Genomic DNA, 15,359 nt, shown 5'->3' with positions numbered 1-15,359 from the left:
GAACTGAACCGCTTTCCCGCCGGCGCCCGCGCGCGACCGGCCGTTTCGAGAGTACTGGCGCCCAGAATGGTCATGACCGCTTCATCCCGTGCGCCGCAGGCCAGTGGAAGCTCCAGCAACGAGCGCTCGCCCTTCGTCCGGCTGAACGAGTTGCTGGCGCCGCATCAGCCCGGCAAGCCCTTGATTTCGCTTGCAGTAGGCGAACCGCAGCATCCGGTGCCTGATTTCGTCGGCCCCGTGCTGGCCAAGCACATCGCCGATTTCGGTCGCTACCCGATGAACCAGGGCACCGAGCCGTTCCGTAACGCTGCGAGTGCCTGGCTGTCGTCGCGCTTCAAGCTGCCGCGCGCGCTCGACCCCAGGACCGAGCTTCTCGTCCTCAACGGCAGCCGGGAAGGGCTGTTCCTCGCCGCGATCGCGGCAGCCCGCTATGTCGGGCCGAAGCCCGGCAAACCCGCGATCCTGATGCCGAACCCGTTCTATCCGGTCTATGGCGCCGGCGCCGGCGCAGCAGCCTGCGAGCCGGTCTATCTGCCGACCACGGTCGAAAACGGCTTCCTGCCCGATCTCGGCGCCATCGACGAGGCGACGCTGGCGCGCACCGTCGCGTTCTATCTGGCCTCGCCCGCCAATCCGCAGGGTTCGGTCGCCTCGCGCGATTATTTCACGCGGTTGAAGCAACTCGCCGATCGCCACAACTTCATGATCCTCAGCGACGAGTGCTACTCGGAGATCTACACGCGCCAGGCACCGGGCAGCGCGCTCGAATGTGCCGGCCCCGATTTCATCCGCGTGGCTGCGTTCCAGTCGCTGTCGAAGCGCTCCAACCTTCCGGGCCTGCGCGTCGGCTTCGCCGCCGGCGACAAGACGTTCATCGGCATGTTCCTGGAGCTGCGCAACATCGCCGCGCCCCAGGTTCCTGTGCCGCTCCAGCACGTCGCGACCGTTGCCTACGGCGACGAAGCACATGTCGAGGAGAACCGCAGGCTCTACCGGATCAAGTTCGATCTCGCCGACCAGATCATCGGCAATCGTTACGGCTATCGCCGGCCCGACGCCGGGTTCTGCGTCTGGCTCAACACGTCCGAGGTCGGCGACGACGTCTTTGTGACTCTCAAGCTCTTCAAGGAGGCCGGTGTGCGCGTGGTGCCCGGCTCCTACCTGGCGCGGCTTCAGCCCGACGGCTTCAATCCCGGTGCAGGCTACATCAGGCTGGCGCTGGTGCAGGACAGTGAGACCACGGCGCAGGCGCTGCACCGGCTGGTCGAAACTCTGGGTTAGGCAGGGCCCATGAGCATGTCGGCAATCGAACGTGTGATTCCCCTGGTCGGCCATCTGCCGCCTTCGATCCGCGAGGCGCTGAGCCGGCGCGTGCGCGAGCTCACCGGCTTCGGCCTCGTCACGCTGTCGGGCGTCGCCTCCGCCGCGCTGATGACCTGGTCGGTGCAGGACCCCAGCCTCAGCCACGCGACCTCGCGGCCGATCCACAACATTCTGGGCTATGCCGGCGCGATCGGCGCCGACCTCGCGATGCAGATCCTCGGGCTCGGCGCGATCATGCTGATCCTGACGATCGCTGTGTGGGGCTGGCGCATGATGACCCATCGTCCGTTCGACCGCGAGGCGCTGCGCCTCGGCTCCTGGATTCTCTGCACGGTCATCGCGGCAGGCTTCGTCAGCTGCTGGCCGCATGGCGGTGCCTGGCCGCTGCCGACGGGTTTAGGCGGCGTGGTCGGCGATGCGCTGGTGCGCGCGCCTGCGGTGATCTTCGGGCCGCCCGGCGCGATCTATCGCATGGTGCTCGGCGCCATCCTGTTCATCGCGCTGGCCGCGACCTTCCTGATCGCCTGCGGGCTCGGCGCGCGCGCGCATGACGACGAGCTCTCGGAGATCGAGGACGACGACAAGCCGCTCGACGACGACGAAGATGACGATCGCGGTTCGGTGTCGCTGGGCTGGCTGTTCCACGCGCTGATGAGCACCAAGGCACGGCTGATCTGGCTGTTTGGCGCGGCCTATCGCTCGCTGGTTTCGAGCGGACCGAAGGCCAAGACGGTTTCGTTCAGCAGGCAGGAGCCGAATCTCGGCGGCGGCCGCGCAGCACCTCCGATCTCGCCGCAGGCCGCGGACGAGGATTACGAAGACGAGCACGAGGAAGAAGAGGAAGACGCGGAGGAGGACGAGGAAGAAGAGGCGCCGGCGCGCGCATCGCGCAAGAAGGCCGCGCCGAAGGTCGCTGCCAAGAAGGGCTCCGACAAGTTCGATCTTCCCTCCGTCTCGATGCTGGCCGCGCCGAAGGCCGGCGATCGCCAGCCGCTCAGCAAGGCCGAGCTCGAGACCAATTCGCGCTCGCTCGAAGGCGTGCTGCAGGATTTCGGCGTGCGCGGCGAGATCGTGAAGGCCAATCCCGGGCCCGTCGTCACGCTGTACGAGCTGGAGCCCGCGCCGGGCATCAAGTCGTCGCGCGTGATCGGCCTTGCCGACGACATCGCGCGCTCGATGAGCGCGCTGTCGGCACGCGTCGCCGTCGTGCCGGGCCGCAACGCCATCGGCATCGAGCTGCCGAACGCGCATCGCGAAAAGGTCTATTTGCGCGAGCTGCTGGTGGCGAAGGAAGCCACCGACACGGTCGCGAAACTTCCGCTCTGCCTCGGCAAGACCATCGGCGGCGACCCCGTCATCATCGACCTCGCGCGCACGCCGCACATGCTGATCGCCGGTACCACCGGCTCCGGCAAGTCGGTCGCCATCAACACCATGATCCTGAGCCTGGTCTACCGGCTGCGCCCGGACCAGTGCCGCCTGATCATGGTCGATCCGAAGATGCTCGAACTGTCCGTCTATGACGGCATTCCCCATCTGCTAACGCCTGTCGTGACCGACCCGAAGAAGGCGGTGGTCGCGCTGAAATGGGCCGTGCGCGAGATGGAAGAGCGCTACAAGAACATGGCCAAGCTCGGCGTGCGCAACATCGACGGCTACAATACGCGCCTGCTCGAGCTGAAGGCCAAGGGCGAAGAGCCGACCCGCACGGTGCACACCGGCTTCGACAAGGAAACCGGCAAGGCGATCTACGAGGAAGAGAAGCTCTCGCTCGATCCGCTGCCCTACATCGTCATCATCGTCGACGAAATGGCCGACCTGATGATGGTCGCCGGCAAGGACATCGAAGGCGCGGTGCAGCGCCTCGCGCAGATGGCGCGCGCCGCCGGCCTGCATGTGATTCTCGCGACCCAGCGTCCCTCCGTGGACGTCATCACCGGCACCATCAAGGCGAACTTCCCGACCCGCATCGCCTTCCAGGTCACCTCGAAAATCGACAGCCGCACCATTCTCGGCGAGATGGGCGCCGAGCAACTGCTCGGCCAGGGCGACATGCTCTACATGGCCGGCGGCGGCCGCATCAGCCGTGTGCACGGACCTTTCGCCTCCGACGAAGAAGTCGAGAAGGTGGTGCGCCACCTCAAGACGCAGGGCCAGCCGGAATATCTCGAAGCCGTCACGGCCGAAGAGCCGACCGAGGACGAAGATGGCGGCGCCGTGTTCGACGCCAGCGGCATGGGCGCGGATGGCGGCGGCGATCTGTTCCAGCAGGCCGTTGCGATCGTCAAGCGCGACCGCAAGGCCTCGACCAGCTACATCCAGCGCCGCCTGCAAATCGGGTATAACCGCGCCGCATCGCTGATGGAGCGCATGGAACTGGAAGGCATCGTCGGCCCCGCCAATCACGCCGGCAAGCGCGAGATTCTGGTCGAGGAAGAAGACAGCCATATGTGAGGCAAGGAGCTACTGACTCGCCTCGAAACGCCATTCTCACGCAAAATCGATCTCTGCTTTTGCCCGAAATCACGCTAAAACGACGCCCAGCCACACAGGACGAAGCGTTGACCAGACATCCGGACATTGGATTCGCTGCCTCTCTCGCCGCGCGCAGCGCGCGCGTGGCGGGCGTGCTTCTCGTCACCGCCGCGATGGCGACCGCAGCATCGTTTGCGCAGAACGTGCCGGTGCCGAAGCCTGCACCAAAGGGGCGTGATAACGCTGCGCCCTCGGCAGGACCGTCGATCACGGGCGCAACGCAGGTGCCGCCGAATCCGATCATTCCCGATCCGCGCCGCAACGTGCCGAGCAGCATCTTCCAGACGTTCGATGCGAACCAGAAGGCGCAGGCGGCCAAGGTCAGCGCCTATCTGTCGTCGCTGTCGACGCTGGTCGGGAATTTCGTCCAGGTCGGCCCCGACGGCAGCAAGACGCAGGGCGATTTCTACATCCAGAAGCCGGGCAAGGTCCGCTTCGAATATGATCCGCCGAGCCCGATCGACATCATCGCCGACGGATCGTCGGTCGTGGTGCGCGACCGCAAGCTCGCCACGCAGGACGTCTATCCTCTGTCGCAGACGCCGCTGCGCTTCCTGTTGTCCGATCGCATCGACCTGATGAAGGACACCAACGTCGTCAACGTCACCGCCGACGATCTCTTCATCAGCGTGACGATCGAAGAGAAGCAGGCATTGGTCGGCACCAGCCGCCTGCTGCTGATGATCGGCGCCAAGGACGGCCAGCTGAAGCAATGGACCGTCACTGACCCGCAGGGCTACGACACCACGGTTGCGGTCTACAATCTCGATGCGAGTAAGAAGCTCGATCCCAACATGTTCAAGATCGACTTCACCAATTACAGCGTGCCGTCACCGGGCTGAGCACTCCCGCCCTGTGGACAAGCATTTCGCCGACGCCAATCCATGCTAAGACGCAGCTCCCATGCGTCTTTCCCTGACAACCTGGAATATCAATTCGGTGCGGCTGCGCATCGACCTGGTCGCGAAGTTTCTCAAGAGCGCGCGGCCGGACGTGCTGTGTCTCCAGGAGACCAAATGCATCGACGACGCCTTTCCGCTGAAGCGTTTCAGGCGGCTCGGCTACGAGCACGTCGCGCTGAACGGGCAGAAGGGCTATCACGGCGTCGCCATCGTCTCGAAGATCCCGTTCGAGTCCACCGATATCCGCACCTTCTGCGACAAGGTGGATTCGCGCCACATCTCGGTGTCGTTCGGCGAGAAAGCCAGCATCGCAAAGCCGCTGGTGCTGCATAATTTCTACGTGCCCGCCGGCGGCGACATTCCCGATCCCGCACTGAACGAAAAGTTCGACCACAAGCTTCGCTTCCTCGACGAGATGAAGGCGTGCGAGCCGCTGCATCCGCGTGGCGAAGATCGCCACGTGCTGGTCGGCGATCTCAACGTGGCGCCGCACGAGAACGACGTGTGGTCGCACAAGCAGCTCCTCAAAGTGGTCTCGCACACGCCGATCGAGACCGAAAAGCTGAAGGCCGCGCTCGAGGCCGGCGAATGGGTCGACGTCGCACGCGACCGCATCCCGATGTCGGAAAAGGTCTACACGTGGTGGAGCTATCGCTCCGCCGACTGGACCGTCGGCGACCGCGGCCGGCGGCTCGACCATATCTGGGTCTCGCGCGCGCTGAAGGATGCCGTCAGCGATTTCAAGATCTTGCGCGATGCGCGGAGCTGGGAGCGGCCGTCAGACCATGTGCCTGTGACGGTGACGCTAGAGGTGTGAGCCCGCCGTCATTCCGGGGCGCGATGAAATAAATGGATTCCGGGCTCGCGCTACGCGCGCCGCGGAATGACAGGTGGAAGGAGCTACGTGCTGAGCTTCGCGCCCGCCATCAGGATGTCGCTGGCGATCTGGCTGGAGCGCACCGCGAATTCGTCGCGCAGACGGACCGCGGCGGCGGGGTCGCTTTCGAGCACGCGCTGAAACAGGCTGCGGGCGATTCGGATGACCGAGGAATGCTCCAGCGCGACTGCGCCGGACGGCCGCTTCATCGGCACCACCAGCGCAAGTTCGCCGATCAGCGTGCCGGGGCCGGCGATCATCTCGGCGCCGGCGCCGTCATCGACGCGAAAGGCCCCGCGCTGGACCACGAAGCCGGCGTCGGCATCGTCACCGAGGTTGAACAGGATGTCGCCGCGGACGAAGTCACGCTGCTCGGAGCCGATCGCCAGCATGCGCAACGAAGCGTCTCCCAACAGGCGCAGTGTCGGGACACGCTCAAGCAGCGCTACGTCATCGTCGATCGACATTCCGGTCCGAGGCTCGAGGAACGCGCTAATTTACGACGAATCGCGCGTTCCTGGAACGTATCACGGCACCAGCTTGTAGCCACCGGCTTCCGTCACCAGGATTTCCGGGTTGGCGGCATCCTTCTCGATCTTCTGGCGGAGGCGGTAGATGTGGGTTTCCAGCGTGTGGGTGGTGACGCCGGAATTATAACCCCACACCTCCTGGAGCAGGGTCTCGCGCGAGACCGGCATCTGGCCGGCCCGGTAGAGGAAGCGCAGGATCGCCGTTTCCTTTTCGGTGAGGCGGACCTTGCGGGCATTGGCCGCGGTCAGCATCTTGGAGCCGGGGCGGAAGGAGTAGGGGCCGACCGAGAACACCGCGTCCTCGCTGGCCTCGTGCTGGCGAAGCTGGGCGCGGATGCGGGCAAGCAGCACCGCGAAGCGGAAGGGTTTTGCGACGTAGTCGTTGGCCCCGGATTCCAGGCCCAAAATCGTGTCGGAATCGGTGTCGTGCCCCGTCAGCATGATGATCGGCGCCTTGAAGCCGCCCTTGCGCAGGGAGCGGACCACCTCGCGACCATCGGTGTCGGGAAGGCCGACATCCATCAACACGAGATCGGGGGCGTTGGCCTTTGCGGCGCTGGCGCCCTTGGCGCCGGTATCGACGGCGGAGGCTTCAAATTCCTCGTGCAGCGATAATTGCTCCACCAACGTATCGCGCAGATCGGTATCGTCATCCACGATCAGGATCTTGCGGGCATTGGCCATAGGGGATCATCCTTTTGGGGTCGACCAGGCGCGCATGCATGCCGCACCCGACCGTGATGGGAAAGTTTAGGGGTCGCCGTTTTTATTGTTGTTCGTGTTGAAGTAGTGGGCTGTTACCGATTCACAAGCCGGAATTACTCTAGCCCAGAATAGCAGGGCGGTTCGATGAATGTCCTGTAATGAATTCGACATCGCGCATTCACATGAAAAACAAAGCTGTGTCAGTCGGTTACACCAGAAATCGGGGCTTTGGGCCGCTGTCTGCGATCCGCGTTAAGCCTGCCGCCGGGAATCCGCGCCGGGGCTGGCTGACGGCGGGCAGCCTGACGATTCCGGTGGCGCTCGGGCGCGGCGGCCTTCTGGCCAACAAGCGCGAAGGCGATGGCGGCACCCCGAGAGGCCAATTTCGTCCCCGGCAATTGTGGTGGCGGGGCGACCGGCACAGCCGTCCCAAGACGTTTCTGCCGGCCCGGATCATCACCGGCGCCGACGCCTGGTGCGAGGACCCCGGTGATCGCCACTACAACCAGTGGATCCGGCGCGGGGAGGGCGAGGGCGGCGACCGGCTGAAGCGCGCTGATCATCTCTACGACTTCATCATTGAAATCGACCACAACACCAGGCCGCGCATCGCCGGCCGCGGCAGCGCGGTGTTCCTGCATCTGGCGCGCGACAATTTCGGCCCGACCGCGGGCTGCGTCTCCATGACCAAGGGCGCGATGCTGCATCTGCTGCGACTGATAGGACCAAGAACAAAAATCATCATCGGGTGAGGACACATGCTCGACAGGGAACAGGTCACAGCCGCCTCGCGCGCGCTCGTTCAACATTGGCGTGACGGCAGCAAGTTCGACGCGCTCGAGACGCGGCTGCGTCCGCAAAGCCGCGCGGATGGTTACGCCGTGCAGGCCGTGCTCGAAAACCAATCACTCGGAAAACTGTTCGGCTGGAAGATCGCGGCGACCAGTGAAGCCGGGCAGAAGCACATCAACGTCGCCGGGCCGCTGGCCGGGCGCATCATGAGCGACACCGTCATCGCCGATGGCGGCATCGCGTCGATGAAGGGCAATGCGATGCGCGTCGGCGAGCCGGAATTCTGCTTCCGCATGGGACACGATCTGGCGCCGCGACCGACGCCTTACAGCGTTGACGAGGTGCTGGCGGCGGTCGACACGTTACATCCCGCCATCGAAATTCCGGATTCGCGCTTCACCGATTTCGCCAGCGCCGGCGAGGCGCAGCTGATCGCCGACAATGCCTGCGCGCATCTGTTCGTGCTGGGCGCGGCGACATCAGCCAATTGGCGCGCGATGGATCTGATCGAGGAACGGCCGCAGATCACGTTGCGCGGCGAGCGCTATCTCGGTCACGGCAAGAACGTGCTCGGCGATCCACGCGTTGCCCTGGCCTGGCTGGCCAACGAGCTGCGCGGTCTCGGCATCACCTTGCGGACAGGGGAGGTGGTGACGACAGGCACCTGCCACCCGCCACTGCCGATCCAGGCCGGCGATCATTTTGCGGCGGATTTCGGTGCGCTGGGGAAAGTGTCGGTGAGGTTTGCGTAAGGCTTCGCTCCATCGGGCTACGCATCGGCGCTCTTCACCACTACCTGTGCCCGAAGATCGCGCTTCCCACGCGCACATGGGTTGCGCCCAGCATGATGGCGGTCGCGTAATCCGCGCTCATGCCCATCGACAGGTTCGCTAGGCCGTTGCGCGCGGCGATCTTGGCGGTCAGCGCGAAATGCGCGGCCGGCGGTTCGTCCACCGGCGGGATGCACATCAGACCCGATATCGTCAGGCCGTAAGTGTCGCGGCAACTCTTGATGAACGCGTCGGCCTCGCCGGGCGCGACGCCGGCCTTCTGCGGCTCCTCGCCGACATTGATCTGGACGAAGAGTTGCGGATGCTTGTTCTGGGATTCGATTTCTTTGGCTAACGCCTGACAAATGCTCGGACGGTCGACCGAATGGATGGCATCGAACAGCGCGACGGCCTCTTTCGCCTTGTTGGATTGCAGCGGCCCGATCAGATGCAGCACGATGTCAGGGTAATCAGCCGTTAACGCCGGCCACTTGCCTTTGGCCTCCTGCACGCGATTCTCGCCAAACACGCGCTGTCCGGCGCCGATAACCGGAATAATTGCATCAGCGGCGAACGTCTTGGACACCGCGATCAGCGTTACGGAGGCACGCTCACGCCGCGCATCCTTGCAGGCGCGCGCAATCTCCGCTTCGACTGCGGCGAGCGCGTTTGGTGAACCGCCGGTTACCGGCGTGGCATTGGCTTCTGTCATAACGTCGATTGTACTGTGGGCTTAGCGGAGGTAGTTCCAATTTTACCGAGTTCAAGAAAGAGTTTTTGAACCCTTCGCTTTACCTTGCCCGCGGGGTGGGTCGCGAAGATGGCAAACGTCAGTTTCAACCGCAAACGAGCAAAACTCAAGCAGGTCCTGGGCATCAGGGCCCGGCTTGCATTGCTCGCGGTGATTCTGGTCGCGCCCTTGATGCTCGAGCGCATCCGCTCGCTCGAGGATACCCGCACCAAGCAGATCGCACAGGCCACCGCCGAATTCACCACCGTCGCACGGCACAGTGCAGACGCGCAGCGCGAAGTGATCTCGTCGGTCGAGACCATCCTGAAATCGGAAGCCTTCATCCGCGCCTCCGCCGGCGGCGTGAGCAAGAGCTGCGACGTGCTGCGCGCCAGCCTGCCGACGAGCCTGCCCTGGATCCGCACGCTCCTGATCGCCGGCCAGGACGGCCGCATCCAGTGCGCGACCAACAACATGTATGTCGGCCTCGATCTTTCCGACCGGCCTTATTTCCAGCAGGCGCAGAAGACCGGCCGCTTCGTGCTGTCCGACTTCATCCTGTCGCGGCCGGTGCAGTCGCCGACCGTGATGGCGGTCTATCCGGTCTCCGCGTTCAGCGGCGTCGCCGACGCCGTCGTGCTCGCGACCGTCAACCTCGACTGGATGTCGAAGGTGATGAACAATCTCGGCGGCCGCGCCGGCATCACGGCGGTGCTGGTCGACAGCGCCGGCACCGTGCTGGCGGCGCCCGCCGACCAGCACAGCGCGGTCGGACGGCCCCTCGACAACATGCCGCTGATGTCGGCGATCGCCGACATGGCGCTGCGCTCCGACCAGGACGAGGGATCGCTGGCGTTTCTCGCCGCCGACGGCTCCCGCCGCGCGGTCAGCTTCATCCGCATCGCCGGCACCAATTCCCGCCTGATCGCCAGCATCGACGAGGACAAGGTGTCCGCGGCTGTCAGCCGCGACATCCGTACCGCCTATCTCCAGCTCGCCTTCGTCGTCGTGTTCGTGCTGCTCGGCGCGTTGATCGCCGCCGAGAAGCTCGTGATCAAGCCGATCGAGATGCTCGCCGACATGGCCAAGCGCCTCGGCGAGGGCGATCTGTCGGCCCGCGCCGCGCGCAAGAGCCTGCCGTCGGAATTCGTGCCGCTGGCGCGCGCCTTCAACGCGATGGCGGCCCAGCTCAGCCAGCGCGAGCGCGAGCTGATCGCGACCAACGACCGCCTGACGGTGATGGCGTCGATCGACATGCTGTCGGGCCTCGCCAACCGCCGCGGCTTCCAGAGCCGGCTCGACTTCGAATGGATGCGCGCGCAGCAATATGGCAGCGAGCTCGCGCTGTTGATGATCGACGTCGATCATTTCAAGCTGTTCAACGACACCTACGGCCATCTCGAAGGCGATTCCTGCCTGACCCGGCTCGGCGAATCGCTGTCCGGAATCGGTGCCGACACGATGGGCTTTGCGGCGCGCTATGGCGGCGAGGAGTTCTGTCTCCTGCTGCCGAACACCGACGTGAACCGCGCCGTCGAGATCGGCGAGCAGGTGCGCGCGGCCGTGCTGAAACTCTGCCTGCCGCACATCACGTCCGCTCACATGGTGGTCACGGTGTCGATCGGCGTTGCGGCAACGCGGCCCAACGAGGCCTTGCGTCCGGGCGATCTGATCGAAGCCGCAGACGCTGCGCTCTACGCCGCCAAACATCGCGGCCGCAACAATGTCGTCGAGCACGGCGTGCAGGCGATCGAGAGCGGCACGCCGGGCATGAAGATAGCGGCGAGCGCCTAACCCGCAGCCTCGGCGCGATCGACCTCGTTTTCCGTCACGATGCGATTGCGGCCGCCGCCCTTGGCGAGATAGAGCGCGCGATCGCAGCGCTCGATCAGATCGGCGGTCGCCTCGCCAGTCCGATACTGCGCCACGCCAACCGATACCGTGATGTTCGGCAGCACCTCGCCGGTGGAGCGGCGCGTGATGGTGCATTCTCCGATCGCGCGCCTGATGCGCTCGGCGATCTCCGCACAGGCAGAAAGATCGGCATCCGGCAGCACCGCGATGAGCTCCTCGCCGCCGTAGCGGGCCGGCAGATCCTGCGGGCGAACCTTTTCGCGCAACACTTTCGCCATCAGCCGCAACACCTGATCGCCGACGCCGTGGCCGAAATTGTCGTTGAAGGTCTTGAAGTGGTCGATGTCGAGCAGGAGCACGCTGAGCGGCTCGCCCCAATCCGCCGTCGTCTGCGCCTTGCGCAGGAATTCATCCAGCGCCCGCCGGTTTGCCAGACCCGTCAGCGTGTCGGTCCGCGCGCGTTCCTCGGACTTGCTGAGCGAATCGCGGATCACGTCGAGCTCGCGGGCCTTTTCGGCAAAGCCCGCCTCGAGCCGCGTCGTTCGTGTGGCCGCCCGCGCCAGCTCGTTCATGAGCCGGGCGACCAGCGTCTTCGGGTCGACGCCGGCCTGGCCCTGGTCGGCGACCTGGCTGATCACCTGCATCTGCGAGCGGTTGTCGGCGATTGCGGTCGCCAGAAACTCCTTCGCCGCTCCCATCAGGGTCTGGAGCCGCTCGGACGTGTCGAGCACGACGGCGCTGACCTGAGGCGCGATATAGGTCTCGAACAGGTCCTGGTTGGTCCTGGTGTCGAAGGGACGGTTGTGGTCGATCAGGAGGTCGACGGCGTTGCGCAGATCGTCATGGCTGCCGGCGTAATACTGGAACCAGATGGCGAAATTGGTCGGCGTCGGCGGAATCCGCTGTTCGGCCATGCTCCGCACCGCCTGTCCGGCGATGGACGCGGCATAGTCGTAATCGGGATCGTGGAAATCTGGGGCCATCGCCTGACGCGGGGTGCTGTTGGCGGCCAAATTCGCACCGACCCCTTAATCCGATCCCAATGCCCTCATCCGTACTTTTGCGGAGCAGCATTGCGGGGCTCGGCTTGCCGCGGCAACCCATTGACCCCCCGAGGACTTCTATGGCCTAGTCCGGCCTCTTCAGGCCGCCGAAACCACGAAAACGCAACGATTCCATGACCTCCGAACGCTACAACGCCCGCGACGCCGAACCGCGCTGGCAACGCCAATGGGACGAACAGGCGATCTTCGTCTCGAAGAACGACGATTCGCGGCCGAAATATTATGTGCTGGAGATGTTCCCCTACCCGTCCGGGCGCATCCATATCGGCCACGTCCGCAACTACACGCTCGGCGACGTGCTGGCCCGCTTCATGCGCGCCAAGGGGTTCAACGTTCTGCACCCGATGGGCTGGGACGCGTTCGGCCTGCCGGCCGAGAACGCCGCCATCGAGCGCAAGGTCGCGCCAAAGGCCTGGACCTACGACAACATCGCCGCGATGAAGAAGCAGCTCCGCTCGATCGGGCTGTCGCTGGATTGGAGCCGCGAATTCGCGACCTGCGATCCCAGCTACTACAAGCATCAGCAGAAGATGTTCCTGGACATGCTCGCCGCGGGCCTCGCCGAGCGCGAGAAGCGCAAGCTGAACTGGGATCCGGTCGACATGACCGTGCTCGCCAACGAGCAGGTGATCGACGGCCGCGGCTGGCGTTCGGGCGCCGTTGTCGAACAGCGCGAGATGAGCCAGTGGGTCTTCAAGATCACGAAGTACTCGCAGGAATTGCTGTCCGCGCTTGATGGCCTCGACCGCTGGCCCGACAAGGTCAGGCTGATGCAGCGCAACTGGATCGGCCGTTCCGAGGGCCTGCTGGTCCGCTTCGCGCTGGATGCGGCGACCACGCCCGCCGGCGAGAGCGAGCTGAAGATTTTCACGACGCGCCCGGACACGCTGTTCGGCGCCAAGTTCATGGCGATCTCGGCGGATCATCCGCTTGCACAGGCGGCCGCCGCGAAGAACCCTGATCTCGCGGAATTCATCGCCGACATCAAGAAGATCGGCACCGCGCAGTCGATCATCGACACCGCGGAGAAGCAGGGTTTCGACACCGGCATTCGCGCGGTGCATCCGTTCGATCCGAGCTGGAAGCTGCCCGTCTATGTCGCCAACTTCGTGCTGATGGAATACGGCACCGGCGCGATCTTCGGCTGCCCCGCGCATGACCAGCGGGACCTCGACTTCGTCAACAAATATGCCCTCGGCAATACGCCGGTCGTCTGTCCCGAAGGCCAGGATGCGAAATCGTTCGTCATCACCGACACCGCCTATGACGGTGACGGCCGCATGATCAATTCGCGCTTCCTCGACGGCATGACCATCGAGCAGGCCAAGGACGAGGTCGCAAAGCGCCTGGAGAGCGAGCTGCGCGGCAACGCTCCGGTCGGCGAGCGTCAGGTCAATTTCCGCCTGCGCGACTGGGGCATTTCACGCCAGCGCTATTGGGGCTGCCCGATTCCCGTCATCCACTGTCCGAAATGCGACGTCGTGCCGGTGCCGGACGCCGACCTGCCGGTGGTGCTGCCGGAGGATGTGAGCTTCGACAAGCCGGGCAACGCGCTCGACCATCATCCGACCTGGAAGCACGTCACGTGCCCCAAGTGCGGCGGCAAGGCTAGCCGCGAAACCGACACCATGGACACCTTCGTGGACTCGTCCTGGTATTTTGCCCGCTTCACCGACCCCTGGAACGAGACCGCACCGACGACGCCTGCGGTCGCCAACCGGATGCTGCCGGTCGACCAGTATATCGGCGGCGTCGAGCACGCGATCCTGCATCTGCTCTACAGCCGGTTCTTCACCCGCGCCATGAAGGCAACCGGACACCTCGCACTGGACGAGCCGTTCGCCGGCATGTTCACGCAAGGAATGGTCGTGCACGAGACCTACCAGAAGGCCGACGGCACCTGGGTGCAGCCGGCCGAGGTGAAGATCGAGGTCGGCGGCAACGGCCGCCGCGCGACGCTGCTCGGCACGGGCGAGGACGTCGCGATCGGTCCGATCGAGAAGATGTCGAAGTCGAAGAAGAACACGGTCGACCCCGACGACATCATCGCGACCTATGGCGCCGACGTCGCTCGCTGGTTCATGCTGTCAGACTCCCCGCCCGACCGCGACGTGATCTGGAGCGATGAACGCGTCCAGGGCGCCTCGCGCTTCGTGCAGCGGCTCTGGCGGCTGGTGAACGACGCGGTGGAACTCGGCAAGTCTGCTCCGGCAACCCGCCCGGCCTCGTTCGGGGACGATGCGGTCCTCTTGCGCAAGGCCGCCCATGGCGCGCTCGACAAGGTCACGACAGGTGTCGAGCGGCTGCACTTCAACGTCTGCCTCGCCCATATCCGTGAATTCACGAATACCTTCTCGGAGGTGCTCCAGCGACCCGGCCAGCCCGCCGCTGATATGGCCTGGGCGATCCGGGAGGCCAGCCAGATCCTGGTCCAGCTGTTCTCCCCGATGATGCCGCACCTGGCCGAGGAGTGCTGGCAGGTTCTCGGCCAACCGGGGCTGGTTTCCGAGGCCAATTGGCCGCAAATCGAACGCGATTTGCTGGTTGAAGACAGCGTGACCCTGGTGGTCCAGGTCAACGGCAAGAAGCGGGGTGAGGTCACGGTTGCAACAGCGGCCCAGAATCCGGAAATCGAGGCTGCCGCTTTGGCCCTCGATGCTGTAAAACTGGCCCTGGACGGCAAGCCCGTCCGCAAGGTGATCATCGTCCCCAAGAGGATCGTGAATGTTGTCGGCTAGGATCCGCATCGCAGCCCGCCTGCTCGCGGTCGCCGCCTTGGCGGCGACGACGGCCGGTTGCTTCCAGCCGATGTATGCCGAGCATACCGACGGCACGCCGGGCTTGCGCGAGAAGCTGATGGGGGTCGAGCTTCCTCCGATCAACAAGGCCAACGCCTCGCGCGAGGCCCGGGTCGGCGTCGAGGTTCGCAACGCCCTCGCTTTCAAGCTTTACGGCTCGGCCACTGGCATGCCGCCGACCCACCGGCTGGATATCCGCTTCAACACCAGCAAGACCTCGCTGATCGTCGATGCCAATACCGGCCTGCCGAACACCGAGAACTACGGCATCGATTGCCAGTACAATCTGATCGAGGTTGCGACCGGCAAGTCGGTCATGACCGGCACCACGTTCTCGCGCGTGTCCTACGACCTGCCCGGTTCCTACCAGCGCTTCGCCCGCAATCGCGCAGTGCGTGACGCCGAGGATCGTGCCGCCAACGAGATCGCCGAGAACATCAACACAAGGCTCGCCGCGTTCTTCACTGCAGGCACCTAAG

13 protein-coding genes are annotated in these 15,359 nt (G+C 64.8%); 9 read left to right on the top strand and 4 right to left on the bottom strand.

From position 1 onward, the window contains the following. The first annotated feature begins 66 nt into the window (after positions 1-66). The 4 genes from XH90_RS01135 (at position 67) to xth (ending at position 5,577) form a co-directional block, all read left to right on the top strand. The gene (locus tag XH90_RS01135; RefSeq protein WP_194478808.1) at positions 67-1,281 is read left to right on the top strand and encodes an aminotransferase class I/II-fold pyridoxal phosphate-dependent enzyme; all 1,215 of its coding nucleotides are present in this window, start codon (positions 67-69) and stop codon (positions 1,279-1,281) included. Positions 1,282-1,290: 9 nt separating this feature from the next. Continuing rightward, positions 1,291-3,777 carry a DNA translocase FtsK gene (locus XH90_RS01130; protein WP_194478807.1) on the top strand — a complete coding sequence of 829 codons (2,487 nt, stop codon included), beginning with the start codon at positions 1,291-1,293 and terminating at the stop codon, positions 3,775-3,777. A 164-nt stretch (positions 3,778-3,941) separates the two neighbouring features. Then, positions 3,942-4,700 (top strand): outer membrane lipoprotein carrier protein LolA, encoded by a 759-nt coding sequence (locus XH90_RS01125; protein WP_194482550.1) that lies wholly within the window; start codon positions 3,942-3,944, stop codon positions 4,698-4,700. A 61-nt stretch (positions 4,701-4,761) separates the two neighbouring features. Next, complete coding sequence (xth, locus tag XH90_RS01120; protein ID WP_194478806.1) at positions 4,762-5,577, top strand: exodeoxyribonuclease III; 816 nt, start codon at positions 4,762-4,764, stop codon at positions 5,575-5,577. Positions 5,578-5,660: 83 nt separating this feature from the next. On the opposite strand, the gene XH90_RS01115 is transcribed toward xth, so the two are convergent. Both XH90_RS01115 and XH90_RS01110 read right to left on the bottom strand, forming a co-directional pair. Further along, positions 5,661-6,104 (bottom strand): cyclic nucleotide-binding domain-containing protein, encoded by a 444-nt coding sequence (locus tag XH90_RS01115; RefSeq protein ID WP_194478805.1) that lies wholly within the window; start codon positions 6,102-6,104, stop codon positions 5,661-5,663. A gap of 60 nt (positions 6,105-6,164) precedes the next feature. Further along, positions 6,165-6,851, bottom strand: a complete 687-nt coding sequence (locus XH90_RS01110; RefSeq protein ID WP_007598630.1) for a response regulator transcription factor — start codon at positions 6,849-6,851, stop codon at positions 6,165-6,167. Between the two features lie 203 nt (positions 6,852-7,054). Here XH90_RS01110 and XH90_RS01105 point away from each other — a divergent pair, with 203 nt between their 5' ends. Together XH90_RS01105 and XH90_RS01100 are read left to right on the top strand one after the other, a co-directional pair. Next, positions 7,055-7,624: a L,D-transpeptidase gene (locus tag XH90_RS01105; protein WP_194478804.1), complete on the top strand. Its 570-nt coding sequence runs from the start codon at positions 7,055-7,057 to the stop codon at positions 7,622-7,624. Positions 7,625-7,630: 6 nt separating this feature from the next. Next, positions 7,631-8,416, top strand: a complete 786-nt coding sequence (locus XH90_RS01100) for a 2-keto-4-pentenoate hydratase (protein ID WP_194478803.1) — start codon at positions 7,631-7,633, stop codon at positions 8,414-8,416. Between the two features lie 40 nt (positions 8,417-8,456). On the opposite strand, the gene XH90_RS01095 is transcribed toward XH90_RS01100, so the two are convergent. Then, positions 8,457-9,146: a YggS family pyridoxal phosphate-dependent enzyme gene (locus tag XH90_RS01095; RefSeq protein WP_194478802.1), complete on the bottom strand. Its 690-nt coding sequence runs from the start codon at positions 9,144-9,146 to the stop codon at positions 8,457-8,459. Positions 9,147-9,254: 108 nt separating this feature from the next. On the opposite strand from XH90_RS01095, the gene XH90_RS01090 reads away from it, so the two are divergent. Continuing rightward, positions 9,255-10,958, top strand: a complete 1,704-nt coding sequence (locus XH90_RS01090) for a diguanylate cyclase domain-containing protein (RefSeq protein WP_194478801.1) — start codon at positions 9,255-9,257, stop codon at positions 10,956-10,958. On the opposite strand, the gene XH90_RS01085 is transcribed toward XH90_RS01090, so the two are convergent. Beyond that, positions 10,955-11,932 carry a GGDEF domain-containing protein gene (locus XH90_RS01085; RefSeq protein ID WP_194482549.1) on the bottom strand — a complete coding sequence of 326 codons (978 nt, stop codon included), beginning with the start codon at positions 11,930-11,932 and terminating at the stop codon, positions 10,955-10,957. The genes XH90_RS01090 and XH90_RS01085 overlap by 4 nt on opposite strands. A 263-nt stretch (positions 11,933-12,195) precedes the next feature. On the opposite strand from XH90_RS01085, the gene leuS reads away from it, so the two are divergent. After that, entirely contained in the window at positions 12,196-14,820 is a 2,625-nt protein-coding gene (gene leuS, locus XH90_RS01080; protein WP_194478800.1) for a leucine--tRNA ligase, read from the top strand. After that, a complete protein-coding gene (locus tag XH90_RS01075) occupies positions 14,807-15,358 on the top strand; it encodes an LPS assembly lipoprotein LptE (protein ID WP_194478799.1) in 552 nt (183 codons plus the stop codon). The genes leuS and XH90_RS01075 overlap by 14 nt, the downstream gene beginning before the upstream one ends. The last annotated feature ends 1 nt before the right edge of the window (position 15,359 follow it).

The organism is Bradyrhizobium sp. CCBAU 53338 (genome assembly GCF_015291665.1).
GTDB lineage: Bacteria > Pseudomonadota > Alphaproteobacteria > Rhizobiales > Xanthobacteraceae > Bradyrhizobium.
Note: the sequence above shows the minus strand (reverse complement) of the source record. Positions and strands in the feature narration are given on the sequence as shown.